General features: G+C 67.7%; 19 protein-coding genes. 13 read left to right on the forward strand and 6 right to left on the reverse strand.

The features are described from left to right. Positions 1-60: 60 nt before the first annotated feature. The 3 genes from ABZS69_RS49255 to ABZS69_RS49265 all read left to right on the forward strand — a co-directional run bounded on the left by ABZS69_RS49255 (position 61) and on the right by ABZS69_RS49265 (position 1,943). A complete protein-coding gene (locus ABZS69_RS49255) occupies positions 61-237 on the forward strand; it encodes a DUF6104 family protein (RefSeq protein WP_355386433.1) in 177 nt (58 codons plus the stop codon). Positions 238-402: 165 nt separating this feature from the next. Continuing rightward, a complete protein-coding gene (locus tag ABZS69_RS49260) occupies positions 403-1,206 on the forward strand; it encodes a DUF4097 family beta strand repeat-containing protein (RefSeq protein WP_355386436.1) in 804 nt (267 codons plus the stop codon). Next, positions 1,203-1,943 (forward strand): helix-turn-helix transcriptional regulator, encoded by a 741-nt coding sequence (locus ABZS69_RS49265; protein WP_355386439.1) that lies wholly within the window; start codon positions 1,203-1,205, stop codon positions 1,941-1,943. The genes ABZS69_RS49260 and ABZS69_RS49265 overlap by 4 nt, the downstream gene beginning before the upstream one ends. Positions 1,944-1,958: 15 nt before the next feature. Here the strand turns inward: ABZS69_RS49265 and ABZS69_RS49270 are convergent, their stop codons facing one another. The 4 genes from ABZS69_RS49270 to ABZS69_RS49285 form a co-directional block, all read right to left on the reverse strand. Then, positions 1,959-2,819, reverse strand: a complete 861-nt coding sequence (locus tag ABZS69_RS49270) for an oxygenase MpaB family protein (RefSeq protein WP_355386442.1) — start codon at positions 2,817-2,819, stop codon at positions 1,959-1,961. A gap of 70 nt (positions 2,820-2,889) precedes the next feature. Beyond that, entirely contained in the window at positions 2,890-3,849 is a 960-nt protein-coding gene (locus ABZS69_RS49275; RefSeq protein WP_355386445.1) for a zinc-binding dehydrogenase, read from the reverse strand. A 9-nt stretch (positions 3,850-3,858) separates the two neighbouring features. Then, positions 3,859-4,737 carry a hypothetical protein gene (locus ABZS69_RS49280; RefSeq protein WP_355386448.1) on the reverse strand — a complete coding sequence of 293 codons (879 nt, stop codon included), beginning with the start codon at positions 4,735-4,737 and terminating at the stop codon, positions 3,859-3,861. Positions 4,738-4,842: 105 nt separating this feature from the next. After that, complete coding sequence (locus ABZS69_RS49285) at positions 4,843-6,279, reverse strand: acetyl-CoA synthetase (protein ID WP_355386451.1); 1,437 nt, start codon at positions 6,277-6,279, stop codon at positions 4,843-4,845. 283 nt (positions 6,280-6,562) lie between these two features. Here ABZS69_RS49285 and ABZS69_RS49290 point away from each other — a divergent pair, with 283 nt between their 5' ends. From ABZS69_RS49290 to ABZS69_RS49320, 7 genes are all read left to right on the forward strand, one after another. Beyond that, the gene (locus tag ABZS69_RS49290; protein ID WP_355386454.1) at positions 6,563-7,684 is read left to right on the forward strand and encodes a serine protease; all 1,122 of its coding nucleotides are present in this window, start codon (positions 6,563-6,565) and stop codon (positions 7,682-7,684) included. 280 nt (positions 7,685-7,964) lie between these two features. Further along, entirely contained in the window at positions 7,965-9,068 is a 1,104-nt protein-coding gene (locus ABZS69_RS49295; protein WP_355386457.1) for a trypsin-like serine protease, read from the forward strand. 196 nt (positions 9,069-9,264) lie between these two features. Beyond that, positions 9,265-10,428 carry a hypothetical protein gene (locus ABZS69_RS49300; RefSeq protein WP_355386460.1) on the forward strand — a complete coding sequence of 388 codons (1,164 nt, stop codon included), beginning with the start codon at positions 9,265-9,267 and terminating at the stop codon, positions 10,426-10,428. A gap of 136 nt (positions 10,429-10,564) precedes the next feature. Then, positions 10,565-10,954, forward strand: coding sequence for a transposase (locus tag ABZS69_RS49305; RefSeq protein WP_355386463.1), 390 nt, complete (start codon positions 10,565-10,567; stop codon positions 10,952-10,954). 665 nt (positions 10,955-11,619) lie between these two features. After that, the gene (locus ABZS69_RS49310) at positions 11,620-13,149 is read left to right on the forward strand and encodes a hypothetical protein (RefSeq protein ID WP_355386466.1); all 1,530 of its coding nucleotides are present in this window, start codon (positions 11,620-11,622) and stop codon (positions 13,147-13,149) included. 434 nt (positions 13,150-13,583) lie between these two features. Beyond that, positions 13,584-15,110 (forward strand): hypothetical protein, encoded by a 1,527-nt coding sequence (locus tag ABZS69_RS49315; protein WP_355386469.1) that lies wholly within the window; start codon positions 13,584-13,586, stop codon positions 15,108-15,110. 173 nt (positions 15,111-15,283) lie between these two features. Beyond that, positions 15,284-16,771, forward strand: a complete 1,488-nt coding sequence (locus ABZS69_RS49320; protein WP_355386472.1) for a hypothetical protein — start codon at positions 15,284-15,286, stop codon at positions 16,769-16,771. Between the two features lie 57 nt (positions 16,772-16,828). Here ABZS69_RS49320 and ABZS69_RS49325 read toward each other — a convergent pair whose 3' ends face one another. Next, positions 16,829-17,944 (reverse strand): hypothetical protein, encoded by a 1,116-nt coding sequence (locus ABZS69_RS49325; RefSeq protein WP_355386475.1) that lies wholly within the window; start codon positions 17,942-17,944, stop codon positions 16,829-16,831. Between the two features lie 401 nt (positions 17,945-18,345). Then, entirely contained in the window at positions 18,346-19,542 is a 1,197-nt protein-coding gene (locus ABZS69_RS49330; protein WP_355386478.1) for an NADP-dependent malic enzyme, read from the reverse strand. Positions 19,543-19,821: 279 nt separating this feature from the next. On the opposite strand from ABZS69_RS49330, the gene ABZS69_RS49335 reads away from it, so the two are divergent. From ABZS69_RS49335 to ABZS69_RS49345, 3 genes are read left to right on the forward strand one after another with little or no spacing between them, the layout of a single operon-like run. After that, entirely contained in the window at positions 19,822-20,679 is an 858-nt protein-coding gene (locus ABZS69_RS49335) for an ABC transporter substrate-binding protein (RefSeq protein WP_355386481.1), read from the forward strand. Between the two features lie 3 nt (positions 20,680-20,682). After that, complete coding sequence (locus ABZS69_RS49340; RefSeq protein ID WP_355386484.1) at positions 20,683-21,510, forward strand: amino acid ABC transporter permease; 828 nt, start codon at positions 20,683-20,685, stop codon at positions 21,508-21,510. Further along, positions 21,507-22,250 (forward strand): amino acid ABC transporter ATP-binding protein, encoded by a 744-nt coding sequence (locus tag ABZS69_RS49345; protein WP_355386487.1) that lies wholly within the window; start codon positions 21,507-21,509, stop codon positions 22,248-22,250. The genes ABZS69_RS49340 and ABZS69_RS49345 overlap by 4 nt, the downstream gene beginning before the upstream one ends. Positions 22,251-22,447 lie beyond the last annotated feature (197 nt).

The raw sequence follows: 22,447 nt of genomic DNA on the forward strand, positions 1-22,447 counted from the left end.
CACAGTGAGCCCCCGGCCCCGGCTGGGGGCTCACTGCCGTTTCAGGAGGACTTGAGAAAGATGTACTTCACCGATCGGGGGATCGAGGAGCTGGTCGCACGGCGGGGCGAGGAGGAGGTCAGCCTGCTCTGGCTCGGCGAGCGACTGCGCGAGTTCGTCGACCTCAACCCGGAGTTCGAGATCCCGGTCGAGCGGCTGGCCACCTGGCTGGCGCGGCTCGACGACGAGGACGACTGACAGCCCGCCCCAGCGCGCCCTCCCCCCGGTCCCAAAGCCGCACCCACCGCGCCCCTCCCAAGGGAACTCAGGGCGGGTCGACAACGCGATACATCTTGAGTTTCCCGGTAACGCGACATATCGTGTTACCTAGAAGGAACGTGTCGCCAAGAGGGGCGGGGGATCATGCAACAGTGGACGATCGACGGACCCGAACAGCTGACGTTCGGCCAAGTGGACGCGCTGGACGTGCGCATCGTCGCCGGCCGCCTCGACGTGCTCGCCAGCGACGGCCCGCCCACGGTCGAGGTGTCCGAGATCGAGTCGGCATCCCCGCTGCTGGTCACCTACGACGAGGACGCCAAGGAGCTCTCCATCACCTACAAGGACCTCACCTGGGACGGCCTGCTCGGCTGGCTGCGGCGCGACCGGCGCAGGACGGTCCTGACGATCGCCGTGCCCAAGCACTGCACCGTCAACGCCGGGGTGGTCTCCGCGCCCGCCGTGGTGGCCGGGTTCGAGAGGATGACGCAGGTCAGGAGCGTGTCCGGGGAGGTCGTGCTCGACGGCGTCAGCGGCGACGTCAACGCGACGACCGTCTCGGGCGCCGTGGAGAGCCGGGCGATGGACGGCGACCTGGCGTTCAAGAGCGTCTCGGGCGACCTGACCGTGGCCGACGGCACCCCACGCCGGCTCAGGGCGAACACCGTCTCCGGCCGGATAACGGCGGATCTGGCGCTGCGGCCGACCGGCCACGTGACGCTCAACAGCGTCTCCGGTGACGTCCTGGTCAGGTTGCCGGAGAATGTGGAGGCGGACGTGAACGTAAGGTCCACCTCCGGCAGGCTGAGCAGCGCGTTCCAAGAACTGTTCAACTCGAACGGACCCGGCGCGAAGTCGATGTCGGGCAGGCTGGGCGGCGGTATGGCGTCGCTGTCGGTGATCACGGTCTCCGGCGAGGTCACGCTGCTCAAGGGGGAGAAGGAATGAGCCCTGTCTTCGGTCACGGCCGGCTCCGGCTGTACCTGCTCAAGCTGCTGGAAGAGAGCCCGCGTCACGGCTACGAGGTCATCAGGCTGCTCCAGGACCGCTTCCTCGGGGTCTACTCGCCCTCTCCCGGCACGATCTACCCGCGCCTGGCCCGCCTGGAGGAGGAGGGCCTGGTGACGCACGAGGTGGTCGAGGGCAAGAAGGTGTTCTCGATCACCGACAAGGGCCGCGACGAGCTGAACGCCCGGCTCGACGAGCTCGACGACCTGGAGCAGGAGATCTCCGCCTCGGTGCGCGACATCGCCCGCGAGGTCAAGGAGGACGTCCGCGACACGGTCCGGTCGTTGCGCGACGAGCTGACGCGGATGGCCAAGGACGTCCGCACGGGGGCCAAGGAGGACACCCGGCGGCTCAAGGAGCAGCAGAAGGAGGACTTCAGGCGGCTCAAGGAGCAGCAGAAGCGGCAGTGGATGGAGCACGCCTACCACTGGCAGGACGAGGGCGAGCGGCTCAGCGGGGAGTGGCGCAGGATCTGGTCCGAGGTCTGGGCCACGCTGGGGGGTTCGCCGCACAGCCGCGCCGACCTCGACGCCGAGCTGGGCGAGCTGCTGGCCGACTTCGTCGCCGAGGCCCGCCAGGAGGCGTCCGAGGCCCGGCTGACGCCGGAGAAGCTGGCGGAGCTGCGTACGGCGCTCGCCGAGGCCCGCGTCCGCGTCCGCGACATCCTCGAAGGCTGAGACGCCGAGCGGCGGTCACGCCGAGCGGAGGTGCCGCTCCAGGCGGCGGGTGCCGCGGGCGGCCTTGCGGGCGTGGTAGGCGATGGGCATGTACCTCAGGCGTTCGGGCAGGCGCGGCGTCAGCACGGCCACCGCGTGCCCGAGGTGCCGCAGCCGCCGCTCCTCCCGGGCCGTCCATCGCAGCCCCAGCTTCCGCCGTACGGCGGGCGGCAGGGTGCCGACCGTCACGAAGTAGTTGAACTCCCCCGATCCGACCCCCACAGGCGTCCACAACCGCCGCAGCGGCCTCGGCAGCCGGGGCGGCGCCGGCGTGCCGCGCAGGACCGACAGCACGTCGAGCGCGGTCGGATGGGCCTCCAGCCGGTCGGCCACCATCGCGTCGAAATACCGCCAGAACGCCTCCAGGTCGGCGGGCAGCTCCCGCTCCGGCACCCGCAGGATCGCGCCGAGCTGCCGCGACTCGGCGTAGAGCCGCCGCTCCTGCTCGACGGTGAACGGGGTGCCGAAGCAGCGGTTGAGCGCGATGAAGCGCTCGAACAGCGACAGGTGCACCCAGGCCCACGCCTCGCCGTTCAGCGCGTGGTAGGGCCTGCCGAGCTCATCCACCCCGCTGATCGGCCGGTGCAACCTCCTGAGCCGCTCGCCCTCCGCCGGGCCCTCGGCGCCGCCGTACACCCATTTCTGGATCGAGACGAGCGTGCGGGTTAGCCGCCCCCACGGGTCGTCCCGGTACGTGGAGTGCTCGGCGACGGCCGCGCCCACGGCCGGGTGCATCGTCTGCATGACCAGCGCGCTGCCGGCGACGAGCAGATTGCGGTATTCGCCGGTGGTGTCCCAGTGCATCGAGCCTGGACCGAAGGGTTGGACCTCCATCATGACGGCCTCCCGGGTGAGACAAGCCCACTCCTGCTTGTATCACCCGGAACGCCGGGAAGTAACCCTTTACTTATTCCACGGTAAAGACGATCTTTCCGAAGATCTCCCCTTCGGCCATGGCGGCGAACCCGTCCCGCGCCTGCGCCAGCGGCAGCACCCTGTCGACGACGGGCCGCACGCCGGTCTGCTCCATGAAGACCGCCAGCCGGCGGAGCTGTTCCCGCGTGCCCATCGTGGAGCCGACGACCGACAGCTGCAGGAAGAAGACCCGGTTCAGGTCGGCGGGCGGGACCGCGCCGCTGGTGGCGCCGCTGACGACGATGCGCCCGCCGGGCCTGAGCGACTTGAGCGAGTGGTCCCAGGTGGCCTGGCCGACGGTCTCCATGACCGCGTCGACCCGCTCGGGCAGCCGCGCGCCCGGCTCGAACACCTGGTCGGCGCCGAGTTCGAGGGCACGCGCGCGCTTGTCCTCGGAGCGGCTGGTCGCCCATACCCGATAGCCGCCGGCCCGGCCGAGCGCGATCAGCGCGGTGGCCACGCCACCGCCCGCGCCCTGCACCAGCACGGTCGAGCCGGGCTCCAGCCCGGCCTTGTCGAACAACATCCGGTACGCGGTCAGCCAGGCCGTGGGCAGGCAGGCGGCGTGCTCGAAGCCGAGCCCGGCCGGCTTGGGCACGAGGTTGCGCCGCGGCACGGCCACGCGCTCGGCGAACGTGCCGTCGTGCACCTCGGACAGCAGCGTTCGCTTGGGATCGAGCGTCTCGTCGGCTCCCGTGCCGATCACGGCGTGCACGATGACCTCGTTGCCGTCCTCGTCGACGCCCGCGGCGTCGCAGCCGAGCACGATGGGCAGCCGGTCCTGCCTGATGCCGACGCCCTTGAGCGTCCACAGGTCGTGGTGGTTGAGCGCGGCCGCGCGCACGGAGACGGTCGTCCATCCGTCCGGGACCTTCGGCTCCGGGTGCTCGCCGAGCGTCAGCCCGGCGAGTGGGTTGTCGGGGTCGGTCTGTGTGGCGGTTACGGCGAACATGGCCGCACCTTACTTCAGCGTGATCCGGATTCCCGCGAGGGCCCGCTTCCTGAACGGCTGCGCCCCCGTGACGGCGACCAGCACGTCACCCTTGCACACCGACTCGGCCGGCCGCCCGCGCCCCTCGATCACCCTCGGCATGGCGGCCTTCTTCCCGCAACCGGGCATGGGCACGAGCGCGACCATCTCCCCCGCGCCGCCGCCGAACCAGAGCTGCGGCCCCGCCGGCTCCCCCTGCGCCAGCTCCCCGGGCCTGGCCGGCCGCACGGGCGCCTTGGCCGACAGCACGAGGTAGCCGTCCTTCGTCTCCCTGCCCCTCAGTCCTCGCGCGAGGGCGATCCGCTGCTCGAACGTCAGCCCCTGCCCCCGGTCGTACATCGCCAGCCGCCACCGTCCGAACGCGAACAGCAGCACCTGCCCGTAGTAGCCGGTGCCCGCCCGGCGGGGCCAGAGGGTGACGTTGGGCGCGTAGTTCCTGATCGGCTGGCCGCCCGCGGTCACCTCGAACTCACCGTTGTACGGGGCGGAGAACTGCCGGTACTGCCCGTCGACCCAGACCCCCTGGAAGGGCCGTAATCCCATCTCCGCGAGACCGAGCTCGGCCGGGTAGCGCACCTCGGCCCGCACCCCGTGCGGGAACACCACCTCGATGACCTCGTCACCGCCCTTGGCCGCGGGCCGGACGGTGAGGACGTTGGGGGCACTGTCGATCTTGGTGAGCGACCTGATCGGCTCGGAGGTCGGCCCCGCCGGCGGCCCGGGCTCGGGATCACGGCTGACGAGCAGGCTGACGACAGGGATCAGCAGGAGCGCGAGTACCACCACCAGCCCGATCCACCGGCGGCGACCGCGCTCGCCCACCTCGATGACGTCGAACCTGTCAGCCACGACGTTCCCAGCCGAGTAGTGCGGGCCTGCGCCCTTTCATCCAGTTCAGTCGAGCGGCGGCCGTCGGCGCAAGTCACGAATTCACAACCCCGCCTTCGGCCGGGGTCACCAGGCCGCCGTGTTGACCTCCCCGTCGGACGTCACCCGCACCGCCTGCCCCACCAACTCCCGCGACTCCGCGTCCGCCAGCAGTCCTGCCTCCTCCACCACCGCGTAAGCCCGCCGGCCCGGCACGTCCACCACGAGGACGCCCCGCTCGGCGGCGCCGTCGCGCCCGTGCGCCACCGTGTACCCGGCCACCACCGCCTCCCCCGCGCAGGCCCCCACCAGCGGCACCTCCTCGGCCACGAACACCGGCTCGGCGCTCCCCAACCGGCCCCCGGGCTCGCTGGACCACACCGCGTACGTGTGCTTGGTCAGGTGCATCCCCACCCCGCTCACCAGCCCGTGCCCGGACTGGGCCCGCAGCAGCCCCGCCATGGTCGCCGTGGAGTGCAGGACGTAGTCGCTGGCCGGCCCGCCCGCGTACGGCAGCCCGCCGGTGACCGTGAGCCCGCGCCGGTCCAGGGGATCGAGCCCGATCGCGTCGCACGCCTGCCGCAGCGCCACCGCGAAACAGCTGTAGACGTCGAGCGCGTGCATGTCGCCGAGCCCGAGCCCGGACCGGCGGAAAGCGGCCTCGGCCACGTGCGCGATGGCCCGGGAGGCGCCGAGCTCGGGCCGCGCGGCCACCTCCCAGGTGTCCTCCCCGTACGCCCACCCGCGCAGGTAGATCCGCCCATCGGCCGGCACCCCGAGCCGGTCGGCCAGCCGCGAGCTGGCCAGGATGACGGCCGCCGCCTGGTCCACCTCCAGCACCGACACCGTGTCCCTGGTGTACGGCCAGCCGACGAAGCGCTCGCCCTTCGCGAGCTCGCCGGGGGTGCGGGCGGTCCGGCGCCAGGCGTAGGGGTTCGCGGCGGCCACCTCGGTCATCGGCGCCATCATCCGGCCCCGGTCACGCATCTCCTCCTCGATCGTGAGCCCGAACGCCGCCCGCCGCGCCGTCTCCATGATCGCGTACGTGTGCACCGGCAGGAAGAGCCCATGGGCCAGCGCGGACGGGTGCGGCGGGCGCTCCCACCCGTACGGGGGCTTGGGCTCGGCGGGGTGGCTCCACCGGACGTGCTCGCCCGCCCGCCGGTACGCCCTGCGCGTCGCCAGCGCCTCGGCCCCCGTGACCAGCGCGGAGTCGAGCTCGCCCGCCGCGATCCTGGCCGCCGCATCGCCGATGAGCAGCTGCGGGGCCGTACCGCCGACTTTGGAGTACGCGCGGTGGCGCGGCGTCGCACCCAGGCGCTCGGCGAGGCGGCCGACCGGCGAGTCGTACTGCCACGAGTCGGTGTAGACGATCTGGATCGAGTCCAGCCGCTCGACGGGGAGCCGGGCGTCGGCGGCGGCCGCGCGTGCCGTCTCCTCCCACAGATCGAGCGGTTCGGGGCCGGGCTGCTCGCGGATGGTGCGTTGTGCGATGCCGATGAGACAGGGGGTGCGAGGATCCATGAATCCATCTAACCAGAACAAGATTCGGTTGATAAGAAGTGGCATTTGATAATGCGTGTTACCACTGTTGCGCAAGACATAAAACGGACGTCGCGACCTGCGGAGATGCCAATTATGAATACATGCGGTTTCGCTATTTCTATAACGGAACGGAACCGGGCCATGCTTTTTCGCGTCGTTTCATGGCCACCCCCTTGCGCCATTCATTAACGTTTCGATCGTTTTCCTGGCCCACCGGGGCGCAGTACCCCGCTCTGGGCCGCCGAAAGCTGAGAGGAGCTCCATGTTTTCCCGAGCAAGGCGCATCGCGTTCCCGCTCGCCGGCCTGATGGCCGTCGGGCTGGCCGCGGGCATGGTCGGCAGCACCCCGGCCAATGCCCAGGCACCCTCCGACGTCGTTTCCCGGAACGCCGCCACCCCCGCCGAGCAGGCGGTCCAGTTCTGGACGCCCGACCGGATCAAGCTGGCCACCGACTACGACGCCGGCCTCGACCTGACCTCCAAGGGCGTCAAGGGCAGCAACGACGCACCTGACGGCCCTCCGGGATCCGTCCCCCCGATCGGCGAGGAGAAGACGAAGGCCAAGAAGAGCAAGCAAGTCAATCTGCCCAACACGGTCGGCCGCGTGTTCTTCACGCTCCCCAAGGCCGACCCGCGTGACCCGAGGAGCTGGCGGTACTGCTCGGCCAGCTCGGTTCAGGGCAAGTACCGCAATCTCGTGGCGACCTCGGCCCACTGCGTTTACGACACCGCCAAGAACACCTTCTACGACAACTGGATCTTCATTCCGTCGTACTGGGACGGCAACAATGTCTGGGAGGGCAAGGCGCCCTACGGCATTTACGCCGCCAAGACGTTCAACGCGCACGACGACTTCGTCGTGAAGGAGGACTACGACTTCGACTACGCGTTCGTCAACGTCTACAACGGCATCAAGGTCAACTGGGAGAAGGTCAACGGCAAGTGGCAGTGGACGGTCAAGAACGTCGGCCGCCTCGGTGACAACGTCGGCGGCCAGGGCTTCACCTGGAACAGGAGCACGAAGCTGAACGTGTTCTCGTTCGGGTACCCGGCGGGCGAGCACCCCGACGGCGACAAGCCGTTCACCGGCCGCACGATGAAGTACTGCTACGGCAAGACCAGGCCGATGCCCGAGGCCAAGAAGTACAACCTGCAGGAGCACATCGGCTTCAAGTGCGGCTTCACCGCCGGCGCGAGCGGCGGGCCGTTCCTCTACAACTACAAGAGCGCGTCGCGCACCGGCTACCTGGTCGGGGTCAACAGCGTCGCGTGGGACACCGACGCCAACGACCGCTACGACTACATCTCGTCCCCGTACTTCAACACCGACACCTACAAGGTCTACAAGGCCGCCGCCAACCGCTGGACCGGCAACTTCCGCTGATCGAGGTGGCACCCTGGGCCCCGGTTCCGCTCGGAACCGGGGTCTTCCACTGAGGCGTGCGTCACTGGTACGGGCGCGGAATGAGTGCAATTCAACAAGCGCCTACACCCGCTCCGACCTGCGGAAACAACCGTTCACAATGATCATTTAGAGATCTGTCTGACGGTGTCCTTATAGTGCACGGTGCACTCTTGATCAGGTAACGAATCTCTATCCTGGCTGCAATACCACCAGTACATCTGGAAAAATCCACCGTTACGACCCCAAGAAAGGCAATTTCATGATCCCCCGGGCCAGGCACTTGGTGGCGGCTGCGCTCAGCAGCGCGCTGCTGCTGTCGCCTGTCTTCACGGGGATCGCGAACGCCACGCTCGACAGCCGGGTCTTCGCCGTCTCGCTGGCCAAGACCGCCGCGGACGTCAAGCGGGTCGCCGACTACTGGACGCCCGACCAGCTCAAGCAGGCCGACAGCTACAGCCCCGCGACGCCGGGCGCCCAGGCCGCCACCCCGGCGCCCTCGGCCTCCGCGCAGGCCTCCAACCCCGCCACGCAGGTCACGAGCACCGTCTCGAAGGCCGTCGCCGCACAGGCCGTGGCGCCCGTGCTGCCGCGCAAGGCCTCGGTCGCCAGGACCATGGGCAAGGTCTTCTTCCGGTTCGGGGACAGGGAGTACTGGTGCTCCGCCAGTGCGGTCGCCGCCAAGAACCGCAGCGTCGTCGCCACGGCCGGGCACTGCGCGTACGACCCACGACAGGCCAAGGCGGCCGATTTCTGGATCTTCGTCCCCAACCCCGGCCCCAACGGCGAGACGCCCGACGGCATCTACGTGGGCTCCTCGATCAGCATGCACGAGGACTGGTCGGGCAAGGGCGACTACGACTTCGACTACGCGTTCGTGACCGTGCACCGCGGCTTCAAGTGGGAGGCCAAGGACGGCCGCTACGTCATGAAGGACGTGGGCCGGCTCCAGGACAACGTCGGCGGCCAGGGCATCGAGCTGAACAAGAAGCCGACCACGTACACGGTGGCCGCGTTCGGCTACCCGGCGGGCGCGCAGCCCGACGGCAGCCGCCCGTTCGACGGCAAGCGCCTGGAGATGTGCAAGGAAGGCCCCACCCGCTGGACCTCCGCCGTCAGCCTCGACCTGCAGAAGGGCGTGCAGCTGCTGTCCTGCGACTTCAGCCCGGGCGCGAGCGGCGGCCCGTGGCTGATCGGCTTCAACAAGGAGCGCTGGTACGGCTATCTCAACGGCGTCAACAGCCTGACCTGGAACAGGGACGCGAAGGGCTCGTACGACGCGGTGTCGTCTCCCTACTTCGACACCACCACCGGAGAGATCTACCGACGGGCCGCCGCGCAGACCACGCCGTCAAAAGTGACGTAAATCACTGCAACCGTCCAGTCACTGCCGGTGATCAGCGGTTCCTCTGTCTCGGCAAGGTCACGAGCCCTGTTGGAACGTTGACATGATCTACCCGAAATTCACATGTCCATTGTCAAACCGGTAAGTTCCGGGCTGTCCGTTTGCTGAGTTATCGAGGTGCAAGAGGCGCCTCATGTCAGCGCAACCTGGAGTTACCTTGAAGCGAATCCTTCTGCCCGCCGGTGGCGCCGTCCTCGCGACCGGCCTGCTCGCCGTAGGTCTGACCGGTACGGCCCAGGCCGACGGCGATGTCTCCAACGACCCGATGGCCAACAACACCGCCCAGGCCTCCTCCGTCGCCTCGTTCTGGCTCGCCTCCAACGGCGCCGCGCTCCGCCAGGCCACCCAGTACACCTGGGACGCGAAAGAAGTCCGCAAGGTCGTCTCCAAGGGCGGCTACAGCCCCGACGGCAAGCCCGGCACCACGGCGCCGACCGGCGAGACGAAGTCCGTCGGCAAGGCCCAGAACGTGAACATCCCCAAGACCATCGGCAAGGTCTTCTTTGTCGACGGCTCCGGCAAGTTCCGCTGGTGCTCCGCGACCTCCATCCAGTCGAACTACCGCAACCTGGTCTCCACGGCCGGTCACTGCGTGTACGACACGGACAGCGACAAGGCGCTCGTCGACAACTGGGTCTTCGTCCCCGGCTACTACGAGGGCAAGGCGCCGTTCGGCATCTACGTGGGCAAGACGGCCTTCACCCACTACGACTTCGACACGTACGAGGACTACGACCGCGACTACGCGTTCGTCACCGTCTACAACGGCATCCAGTTCAACGGCGTGAAGCAGGTGGACCGCAAGGACTACCAGAGCTTCACCGGCCCGAAGCGCTCGTGGGGCGGCCACTACTACATCCTGCTGTCGAAGGACGCCGGTCGCCTCGGCGACAACGTCGGCGGCCAGGGCTTCGCCTGGAACCAGCCCACCGGCAAGCCGGTCCGCGCCTTCGGTTACCCGGCCGCTCCGCACCCGGACGGCAACAAGGTGTACAGCGGCGTCACGCCGAAGAACTGCTACGGCACGACCACCGCCAAGGCGGTCGGCGCCCCGTGGCTCAAGATCGAGGAGCACATCGGCCTCAAGTGCGCCGTGACCCCCGGTTACGACGGCGGCCCCTGGCTCCTGAACTACAACAACGGCAAGCGCCTGGGCTACGTGAACGGCACGACCAGCACGTTCGCCGACCAGGACGGCAACGACCGCGTCGACTACATCACCTCGCCGTACTTCGACGGTGAGACGGCGGCGGTCTACAACGCGGCCAAGAACGTCTGGTCCGGCAAGATCGTCGGCCCGAACGGCGAGCTGTACAAGTAAGCCCTTCCAGGGGAAAGGCGAGGGTCTCGGCATCCCGGGGCCCTCGCCGCACCTTTTGTACGGGGCTTCTCCCCGATCTCCGCAGATCTTTCTTGGATTTGCTGACACAGAGTGTTTACCTTGTCACGATGGGCTCATGCATCGTGGCGATCTGACGAACGCCGAGTGGGCACGGCTGACGTCGCTGCTACCCCCCGGCCACGCACTCGGGGACCGGTGGGACGAGCACCGGATGATGATCAACGGGGTGCTCTACCAGGCCAGGACCGGACTGCGCTGGCGCCACCTGCCCGGCCGGTTCGGCTGCTGGGTGACCGCCTACCGCCACCACCGCCACTGGACGGCCGACGGCACCTGGCGACACCTGCTCACCGCGATCGAGACCGCCGAAGACGCCCCGATGGCCGGCGGCCGCCCCGCGGCCCGGATCGCCCGGCACCCGCGCCAGGAAGCCCTCGAACGCGACCCGGTGCTGCTGAGCCTGCACACCCACCTGGCGGCAGTCGTCAGCCGGAAGGGCGCCTAGCCCCTGCCACACCTACTTGACGACGAGACGAGCATCCGGACCCGGCCCAGCCGGCCGCCCGCACGACCGACTCGCCTTCCTCCGGCGGCCGAGGCGCTTCTCAACCGCCTCCTCGCCCGCCGACACAGCACACTGAGGCACCCCCGGGCGCCCCAGTCCAGATAGGCCAGGCCATGGGTCTCCCCCTACGACCTTCCACGCCTGGCGCTCAACAGCCGTCCTCGCCGCCCCTCCTCCCGGCGAGGACGGCCTCTTTTTTGGGGCGGGCGGGCCTATCAACAGGGGCCCGATGGCACCCCTCGAACCCTCCACAGCCCCAACCTGAAGATCTCCTGTGAGGATTGGACCGAGTTAGACGGATAAGGCGTCAATCCGGTTCCTGTGATCTGGGTCACGTTTTGCTGGCTACAGTCAGTTGCGAGCCACTAACGGCACTGGGGTCCCATCAGCTTTAACCCCTCTTTACCCTGCGAAAACGTAACTATCCAATCACCGCGCGCAAAGATCTCTGACAGATAACGGGACGGTAACGGCGGTAAGGGTGGCTACCGGATCACCCAAAGCGGGTTCCACCTGCGGAGATCACCACGCTATGTTCCTTGCTATCCCTTTACTGACGCATGGGACGCAAGTTGCGACCCACGACAGAGCAAGGAGCAGTTCCCTTGAAGCGCATCCTCCTCCCCGCCGGTGGTGCCATCGTGGCTACCGGCCTTCTGGCTGCCGGCCTGGCCGGCACCGCTCAGGCCAACAGCGACGTCGCGTCCGACCCGATGGCGACGAGTGCGGCGAACGCCAAGGCCATTGCCGAGTTCTGGGCCGACAACAACGGCGCCGCCCTCCGGGCCGCCAAGGAGTCGAACGTCTGGGACAAGAGCGACGTTGCCAAGCTGCAGAGCAAGGGCGGCTACAGCGCCGACACCAAGCCCGGTTCCACGGCGCCGATCGGCCAGGAAAAGAAGACGACCGTCAAGGTCCAGAACGTCAACATGCCGAAGACCATCGGCAAGGTGTTCTTCGTCAACAGCAAGGGCGAGAAGAAGTGGTGCTCGGCCACTTCGATCCAGTCCAAGTACCGCAACCTGGTCGCCACGGCCGGTCACTGCGTGTACGACACGGCGACCAACTCGGACGTCATGTCCAAGTGGGTCTTCGTCCCCGGTTACTACCAGGGCAAGACGCCGTTCGGCATCTACGTGGGTAAGCAGGCCTTCACCCACTACGACTTCGACGTGTACGAGGACTACGACCGCGACTACGCGTTCGTGACCGTGTACAACGGTGTCCAGCTCGGTGGCGGCACTCCCAAGCAGGTCTCCAAGGCCGACTGGGACAAGTACACCGGCATCAAGGACGCCAAGGACGTCGAGATCAGCCGCGCGGAGTTCCGCAAGGGCAAGCTCGACCCCACCTCGACCGAGGCGTACTGGGTGAAGAGGGGCACGGCGCCTGAGGCGACCGGTCCCGACTACCCGGGTGCCGTGGTCGGCAAGGTCGAGGTCGCCGAGGACGCCTACAAGGCGGCCAAGGTCGGCAAGGGCAACGGCTTCAAGTTCGGTGAGCCCGTCACGGAGATCGTGACGGACAGCGAGGCCGCCGCCTACCAGGAGAACCAGAAGAAGGACGCGGCGAAGTACCCGGCCAAGGTCGTCAAGGACGCCCGCGGCAACTGGACGATCACGCACTACTACGTCCAGCAGTGGTACCGGGCCGGTTCGGAGACGAAGTTCTACAAGACCGTCTTCTACATCGTCGAGGGCTTCGCCAAGGACGCGGGCCGGCTCGGTGACGTGGTCGGCGGCCAGGGCTTCGCCTGGAACCAGCCCACCGGCAAGTACGTCCGCGTGTTCGGCTACCCGGCCGCTCCTCACCCCGACGGCAACAAGAACTACACCGGCGTGACTCCGAAGTGGTGCTACGGCAAGACCACGAAGAAGCTGGTCGGTTCGGCTGCCAAGAAGATCGAGGAGCACGTGGCCCTCAAGTGCGCCTTCACCGAGGGCGCCGACGGTGGCCCGTGGCTGTACAAGTACAGCAACAGCAAGCGTCTCGGTTACGTGAACGGTGTCGTGAGCACCTTCAACGACCAGGACGGCAACGGCCGCGTGGACTACATCTCGTCGCCGTACTTCGACGGCGAGACCAACACCGTCTACAAGGCCGCCGCGGCCTCGTGGTCCGGCAAGCTTGTCTAAGGTAACGGATAGCGACCGGTCTTAGACCGTTCGTATATACGTTCCCACGAAGGGCCCGGCATCCCGCCGGGCCCTTCGGCGTTCCCGCCAAAAGTGAAGGGCGTTTGGACGCACGGCACGCCCAGACGGTGCCATCAACCCGATGTGATCTGCATCACACCGCATTCTCGACCATGATCATAAAGGCTCTCGGGCCCCACGGATCGCACTGACAGCTTCCTTATGTTGATCAGGGCAAACGGTCCCGAGGCCAACCTTCCTCAACTCCTGCGCATCAGCCGTTTAAACATCACAGAACGGTCACGCCCGGCTTGTCGCCTCTTTTCCTGTCAAAGCGGCTACCCGCGAGCAAGATCCACACTGTATGTTCCTGGCTATCCCTTTACTGACGCATGGGACGCAAGAGGCGTTCCACGACAGCGCAAGGAGTTACCGTGAAGCGCATCCTCCTCCCCGCCGGTGGCGCCATTCTGGCCACTGGCCTCCTGGCCGCCGGCCTGGCCACCACGGCTCAGGCTGACGACACCATCTCGACCGACGTGCTGGCGAGCCAGCAGAAGGCGGCCGAGACCCTGGACTTCTGGACCAAGTCCAACAACGCGGCGCTCAAGGGCGCCGTGGCCTTCAACCCCGACGCGCTCGAGGTTCAGAAGATCTCCTCCGGTGGCGGCTATAGCGCGGACACCAAGCCGGGCTCCACCGCTCCTATCGGCGAGGAGAAGAAGGCCACCGTCAAGGTTCAGAACGTGAACCTGCCGAAGACCATCGGCAAGGTTTTCTTCGAGGGCCGCGACGGCAAGCTCTACTGGTGCTCCGGCACCTCGATCCAGTCGCAGTACCGCAACCTGGTCGCCACGGCCGGTCACTGCGTGTACGACATTGCGGCCAACGACGAGGTCGTGTCCCGCTGGGTGTTCGTCCCCGGTTACTACCAGGGCAAGGCTCCCTTCGGTGTCTACGTGGGTAAGCAGGCCTTCACCCACTACGACTTCGACGTGTACGAGGACTTCGACCGCGACTACGCGTTCGTCACCGTCTACGACGGCATCGGCGGTTCGCTGAACAAGCCGAAGCTGGTCGACTGGAACACCTACAAGGCGTACCAGGGCGAGAAGTTCGTCAAGGACGTCACGGTCACCGAGGACGAGTACAAGAAGGGCAAGCTCGACCCGAAGACCACCGAGTACTACGACGTGGACCCGGGCAAGGCCGACGAGGCCTCCGGCCCGGACTACCCCGGCGCGGTGGTTGACCGCTTCGAGGTCAGCAAGGGCATCTACGACGCTGCTGCGGTCGGCAAGGGCCAGGGTTACAAGTTCGGCGAGCCCATCGTCGAGAACGTGACCTACCAGGAGGCCTTCAAGTACTTCCAGGACAAGAAGGCGAACCCTGGCAAGTTCCCGGCTGAGGTGAAGCTGGACGAGAAGGGCAACTCCACCCTCACGCACTACTACATTCAGAAGTGGTACAAGCAGGGTAAGGTTGCTCGCTACGTCCGTCTCGAGCCTTACACGGTCGTCCACGAGGTCAAGAGCGTTGGTCGCCTCGGCGACAACGTCGGTGGCCAGGGCTTCGCGTGGAACCAGCCGTCCGGCAAGTACGTCCGCACCTTCGGCTACCCCTACGGCCCGCACCTGGACGGCAACAAGCCGTTCACCGGTGTGACGCCGAAGTGGTGCTACGGCAAGACCGCCAAGAAGGCTCTGCTGATCCCGTCCAAGAAGGTCGAGGAGCAGCAGTCCCTGAAGTGCACCGTGACCGCCGGCTACGACGGTGGCCCCTGGCTGTACAAGTACAGCAACGCCAAGCGTCTCGGCTACGTCAACGGTGTCACCAGCCTCATCGCGGACACCGACGGCAACAAGCGCTACGACACGATCACCTCGGCTTACTTCGACGGTGAGACCAAGGTCGTCTACGACGCTGCTTACAAGTCGTGGAGCGGCAAGCTCATCCCGTAGTTCGCTGCGGATCGGAACGAAGACTTGTTCGTCGTTCTTTAGCAATACCGAAGGGCTCGGCATCTGCCGGGCCCTTCGGCCTTTTTGCCGAGAAATCTGGCAACCACCCTTACCAGAGTGACTAAAGGGTCGATAGTGTCTTTACACCCTTTTTGACAACTGTGGAGCCTCCCGTGAAGCGCCTGCTCGTCCCCCTAGCCGCCGCCTGCCTGAGCGCCGCCGCCCTCGCCGTCCCAGCCACCGCCGCACCGAGCTGGGCCACCGACAATCTCGTACCCAAGCCCGCCGACGCGTACGGCGCCGCCTATTTCTGGCTCGACTCCAACGGAGCCGCCCTGCGCAAGGCCACCCAGTACAACCTGGATGCCAAGAAAGTCTCCAAGCTGGTGTCGTCAGGCGGCAACAGCGCCTCTAACGGCAAGCCGGGCATGACCGGCCCGACCAGCGCCACCAAGCCGACCGTGTCAAAGAACGTCAACCTGCCCAAGACCATCGGCAAGGTCTTCTTCCTCGACAAGTCCGGCCAGTACCGCTGGTGCTCGGCGACGTCCATCCAGTCCAGGAACCGCAACCTGGTCGCCACCGCGGGCCACTGCGTCTTCGCGAACGGCAAGGATGACGTCTACGACAAGTGGATCTTCGTGCCCGGCTACTACCAGGGCAAGGCTCCCTTCGGCGTCTACGTGGGCGCCTACGCCTTCACCGCGTACGACCTGGACACCTACGACGACTACGACGGCGACTTCGCCTTCGTGGCGGTGCACAACGGCTTCGGGCTGGCGGGCGAGAAGGAGGTCTCGCGCGACCAGTTCAAGGCGTGGGCCGGTGACAAGTGGGTCAAGCCGCGCGAGATCAGCTCCGTAGAGTTCCTCAAGTGCCAGCTCACCCTCGGCGACTGCTGGTCGGAGGGCGAGGCCAAGCCCAGCGACCTCGTAGGCCCCGACTACGCCGGCGCCGTCCTGGAGAAGCTCGAGGTCAGCAAGTCCGCGTACGACGCGGCCAAGGTCGGCAAGGGCCAGGGCTTCAAGTTCGGCGAGCCCATCGTGGAGCAGGTCACCAAGCCTCAGCAGGACGCCTACAAGGGCCCCGGCACCAAGGGCACCGACAAGCTCGGCAACTACACCATCACCCACTACTACACGCAGAAGTGGGTCAAGCCCGGCACGTCGCGTAAGTACTACGAGGCCCACTACATCATCGGGATCGCCAAGGACATGGGCCGGCTCGGTGACGTGGTCGGCGGGCAGGGTGTGGCCTGGAACCAGCCGCTCGGCCAGACGGTGACCGCGTTCGGCTACCCCTCCGCCCCCCACCCCGACGGCGACCGCCCCTTCACCGGTGTGACGCCGAAGTGGTGCTCCGGCAAGACCGCCACCAAGAGCTACCAGGTCAACACGTTCAGGGTCGAGACGCACCAGCTGCTCAAGTGCTCCATGACCCCCGGCGCCGACGGTGGCCCGTGGCTCATCAAGTACGACAACAACAAGCGCACCGGCTACGTCAACGGCGTGACCAGCCTGTTCCACGACAACGACGGCAACGGCCGGATCGACTACATCAGCTCGGCGATCTTCGACGGTGAGGTGGCCGACGTCTACAACAAGGCCAACTACGCGGAGACCAAGAAGATCGTCGGCCCGAACGGCGAGCTCCTCCAGTAAGCGAGAACACGAAAGGCCCGGGCGCGCTCGACACGAGCGCACCCGGGCCTTTTCACGTCACACCGGCGTGAGCTCGCGCGTCCGCTCGCGCAGCGCCAGCACCGCCCGCTCGTTCCTGTACGGCTCCAACCGCCGCCGCAGATCGGCCGCGTACGACCGCGACCGGGCCGACTGCAGCTCCCCCGCCAGCATGAAAGCGGTGCCCGCGGTCGTGCACGCCTCCTCCAGCTCCCCGCACTGCAGCAACCCGGCGGCCAGCAGCGACAGGTTGAACATCCGCCCGCGGACGTAGCGGGAGTCCATGTCGAGCGAGCGCCGGGCCTGGCTCACGACCCGCTCCCCCTCCCCCAGGTCACGGAAGCAGTGGGCGAACTTGGCCGACAGATAGGCCTCGTCGAAGTAGCTGAGCCACGTGGGCTCGTCGGCGGGCCTGCGGGCGTCGAAGGCGCGCTCCGCCTCGTGCAGGGCGGCCCCGCAGGACCGGGCGTGGCCCAGGCCCGCGTGGGCGTGGGCCTCCAACACGTGCGCGGAGGCCAGGAGCGTGTGCACGCCGGCGCGCCGGGCCGCCATCTGGCCGGCCCTGGCCAGGTCGAGGGCATGGGAGTGCTGGCCCATGTAGATGGCCTGGTGTGCCATGCCGGCCAGGATCTCGCCGCCCAGGGTGTGGTCGTCGGCGCTCCTGGCCAGGCGCAGCGCCTGGATGAGGTAGCGCTGGGCGAGACCGTGCTGCTCCATGTCGTAGGCCATCCAGCCGGCCAGGCGGGTCAGCTCGGCGGCCGCGGCGGCCAGCCGGCGGCCGGTGGACTCGCCGTACTGGCCGTCCTTGAGCAGCGGCGAGACGGCGGTGTCCAGGTATTTGATCACGGACGAGCGGACCCGCCCGCTCCCGAAGCGGTTGTCGAGCTCCCCGAACGATCGGGTGACCTCATGGATGGCGGCGATGTCCGCGCGGCCCACCCGCCGCGCGCCCGTGCCGCTCAGGTGTCCCCCAGGAGGGGACGTCAGCCAGCGGACGGCTCCCACGGAGCCCGCCCCTATCGCGAACGTCGAGTCGATCAGGAACCTCCGTCTCTCCACGTCGGCCCGCCAAAGCGCCGTCACGGTCGCGACCCCCTCCTGCCACGTGTGCGTGAACTCCTGCCCGAGATCGAGGGGTGTGAGGATCGCCGGCATGCCCAGCTCTTCCGAGGTAACCGGTCGGCCCAGCCGCATCGCGAAGATCTCCGCGAGCAGGCAGGGCACCGGGTCACGTGGCCTCTGACCACCGATCCAGCGCAACACTGAGCTGTGGTCGTATTTGAGGCCCGGAGTGCCACGGGCGGCTCCCCAATCGTTCAGGCACCTGGCCAGTCCCTTGTGGGAGAAGCCCGCTTCCGCGATGAGCTGCTGTAGCGGTCGGTTCGGCTCGCGTTCCATCGCTCTCCTCATCACAGGAGTGGGCGCCCACACCTTACAGAGAGCTACTGTTATAGCACCTTGAGTAAAGGTTTCAGGCCGGTTCTCAAAGAGACCCCCAACTCCATGAGAAACGGGGGCCTCCCTGATCCATGGAGGCCCCCGTACGTACGAGGAGGTCAGCTGCGGGCGACGCCGTCCACACGGGCCTGGGCCGCGACCGCGGCGGTCACGGCGGGCGCGACGCGCTCGTCGAACGGGCTCGGGATGATGTACGTCGGCGAGAGGTCGTCGCCGACGACCCCGGCCAGCGCGTCGGCCGCGGCCACCTTCATGTTCTCGGTGATGGCGGACGCGCGCACGTCCAGGGCGCCCCTGAACACGCCGGGGAACGCCAGCACGTTGTTGATCTGGTTGGGGAAGTCGGAGCGGCCGGTGGCCACGACCTTGGCGTGCCTGGCGGCCGCCTCGGGGTGGACCTCGGGGGTGGGGTTGGACAGGGCGAAGACGATGGCGTCGGGCGCCATGGAGGCGATGGCCGCCTCGGACACGGTCGATCCGGACAGCCCGACGAACACGTCGGCGCCCGCCAGCGCGTCCTCCGTCGAGCCGGTGTGGCCGGCGCGGTTGGTGTCGCGGGCGAGGGCCTCCTTGACGGGGTTGAGCCCCTCGCGGCCCTCGTAGATCATGCCCTTGGAGTCGGCGACCGCGATGTCGCCGATGCCCGCCTCCAGGAGGATGCGGGAGACCGCGACGCCGGACGCGCCCGCGCCGGCCACGACGGCCCGCAGGTCGCCGAGCGAGCGCCCGGTCAGGCGGGCGGCGTTCTTGAGCGCGGCGAGCGCCACGATGGCGGTGCCGTGCTGGTCGTCGTGGAAGACGGGGATGTCGAGCAGCTCGCGGAGCCGGTCTTCGACCTCGAAGCAGCGCGGGGCGCTGATGTCCTCCAGGTTGATGCCGCCGAACGACGGCGCGAGGCGCACGACGGTCTCGACGAGGGCGTCGACGTCGGTGCAGTCGAGGCAGATCGGGACGGCGTCGACGTTCGCGAACTGCTTGAACAGCAGCGCCTTGCCCTCCATGACCGGCATGGCGGCCGAGGGGCCGATGTCGCCCAGGCCGAGCACCGCGGTGCCGTCGGAGACGACGGCGACCACGTTGGAGACCCAGGTGTAGTCGTTGGCCAGCGCGGGCGTGTCGGCGATGGCGGTGCAGACCCGGGCGACGCCGGGCGTGTAGGCGAGCGAGAGGTCGTCCGCGTCGCGGACGGGAACGGTGGAGCGGATCTCGAGCTTTCCGCCGCGGTGCAGCGCGAAGGCGGGATCGAGATCGAGCTTCTCGACGGAGACGGAAGCAGAAGCGGGCGTGACAGCCACAGCGACCCCTGTAGTCATCGGGAGCGGAAGTAAACCTTCGGCGAACGAGCGCGAGTGGGCTGGCTTCGGTAGCTGCCAGAATCCCCTCGTCAGTCGTCTCAGAGGGGTACGGGGGTCACCCGTCTCCCTATCGTGCCACATGCTGAGATGGGGTCGGTGTCAGTGCCGACGCCGTTCCGTTGACGCATCGTTAAATGTCTGATGACGGAGCGGTGCGAAACCCCATTTAAACTGCACAAAACGCAAGTTTCATTGCTTTTCACATCGAGGAGGCCGTACATGGCCCTCAGCCCCAAGGGCCGCCGTGGCTATGCCGCCGGCGCGCTCGCGCTGACCGCCGCCCTGACGCTGACCGCGTGCGGGAGCGGTGGCAGCGCCGGCACGAGCTCCACCACGAGCGCGAGCGCCTCCGCCGCCGGCGGCGCCCAGCTGGTGCAGCCGGGCAAGCTCACGGTCTGCACGAACATCCCGTACGAGCCGTTCCAGTTCAAGGACGCGAGCGGCAAGATCGTCGGGTTCGACGTGGACATGGTCGACCTTGTCGCGAAGAAGCTGGGCGTGACCCAGGAGATCGTGGACATCGACTTCGCGGTGATCAAGAGCGGTGCCGCCATGGCGGCGAAGAAGTGCGACCTGGCCGCGGCCGGCATGACGATCACGCCGGAGCGCAAGGCGAACATCGACTTCTCCGACCCGTACTTCGACGCCACCCAGGCGCTGCTCGCCAAGAAGGGCACCGGCGCGACGTCGCTGGCCGACGTCAAGGCCAAGAACCTCAAGCTGGGCGCCCAGGCCAGCACCACCGGCCTCGACTACGTCAAGAAGCAGGGCTTCGACCCGACCGAGTACGCCGACTCCGCCAAGGAGCTGCTGGCCCTGCAGGCCGGGCAGGCCGACGTGATCGTCCAGGACCTGCCCGTGGTGCTCACCTGGCTGAAGAAGCCGGAGATCGCCGCGAAGTTCGAGCTGATCGGCAGCCTGGACACCGGCGAGCAGTACGGCCTCGGCCTGAAGAAGGGCGCCGACCCGGTGCTGCTCAAGACGATCAATGAAGAGATCGCCAAGTCCAAGCAAGACGGCACCTACGAGAAGATCTACATGAAGTGGTTCGGCAAGAAGCCCGGCGAGCTGGGCTGATCCATGGCCGACCAGCCGAAGACGGCTGAGCCCGCGCGCGCCGGGCTCAGCCCTCGGAAGAGACAACGCGTCATCCGCGGCGTCCAGTACGCCGTGCTGGCCGTCGCGGTCATCGCACTTGTCCTCTACGCCGACTGGACGAGCCTGGCGGAGAACTTCGCCAGGCCCGACATCGCGGAGAAGGCCTTCCCCGAGCTGTTCACGATCGCGTTGAAGAACACGATCATCTACTCGGTGGGCGGTTTCTTCTTCTCCTTCGTGTTCGGCCTCGTGCTCGCGCTCATGCGGCTGTCACAGGTCCGCCCCTACCGCTGGATCGCCGGCGTCTACATCGAGATCTTCCGCGGGCTCCCGGCGCTGCTGATCTTCCTGCTGATCCTCTTCCTCCCCATCGCGCTTCCCGGGTTCGAGGTTCCGGGAGGCAAGTACGGCGAGGGCATCCTCGGGCTCACCCTGGTCGGCTCGGCCTACCAGGCGGAGGTCTTCCGCGCCGGCCTGCAGGCCGTGCCCAAGGGGCAGACCGAGGCGGCCAGGTCTCTCGGCATGTCTGCGACCAGGGCGCTGTTCACCGTGGTGATCCCGCAGGCGGTCCGCATCGTGATCCCGCCGACCACCAACCAGTTCATCGCGCTGCTCAAGGACTCGTCGCTGATCCTCTTCCTCGGGGTCTCCGGCGAGTACGTGGAGCTGGCCAAGTTCGGCAACGACCTGTCCTCCGAGCAGTCCAACGCCACGCCCATCATGGTCGCCGGCGTGACGTACCTCATCGTCACGATCCCGCTGGGCTACCTGGTGCGGCGGCTGGAGGCACGAGCGGAGAGGGCGCGATGACGCACGCCGTCGAGATCAGGGACCTGCACAAGTACTTCGGCGCCAACGAGGTGCTCAAGGGCATCGACTTCACCATCGACCCGGGCCAGGTGGTCTGCGTCATCGGCCCGTCGGGCTCCGGCAAGTCCACCCTGCTGCGCTGCGTGAACCTGCTGGAGGTGCCCACCAAGGGCAAGGTGTTCGTGGAGGGCGTCGAGCTCACCGACCCCGACGTGGACATCGACGCCGTACGCCGCCGCATCGGCATGGTCTTCCAGCAGTTCAACCTGTTCCCGCACATGACCGCGCTGCAGAACGTGATGATCGCCCAGCAGCGCGTGCTGAAGCGGGGCAGGAAGGAAGCCGAGGTCGTCGCCAGGGAGAACCTGGACAAGGTCGGCGTCGGCGCCAAGTGCGACGCCTACCCGGCGCAGTTGTCGGGCGGCCAGCAACAGCGGGTGGCGATCGCCAGGGCGCTGGCCATGAACCCGGAGCTGATGCTGTTCGACGAGCCCACCTCGGCGCTCGACCCCGAGCTGGTCGGAGACGTGCTCACCGTCATGCGGAAGCTGGCGGAGGAGGGCATGACCATGCTCGTGGTCACCCACGAGATGGGGTTCGCCCGGCAGGTGGCCGACCGGGTCGTGTTCATGGACGGCGGCGTGATCGTCGAGGACGGCGAGCCGGCGCGGGTGATCGGCGACCCGCAGCAGGAACGCACGCGCGCCTTCCTCCACCGCGTCCTGCACCCAGAGGAGTGACCCGTGCGGGGCGCGTCCGCCCGCCTGGTGCGGGGAGCGCCCCGCCCACCGGGCTTCAGCGCCCCGGCACGCGTCGCAGCGCCGCCCCGGCGTCTCCTTGAGCCCGGGGGCGTGCGCCGCGCCTGAAGCGCCGTCTCAGCCGCGCCTGACCGCACTCCTCGAAACTCCTCGAAGCCCGCCCGTGGCTCGCCCAGGGC

This window comes from Nonomuraea sp. NPDC005650, assembly GCF_040605375.1.
In the GTDB taxonomy this organism is placed as follows: domain Bacteria; phylum Actinomycetota; class Actinomycetes; order Streptosporangiales; family Streptosporangiaceae; genus Nonomuraea.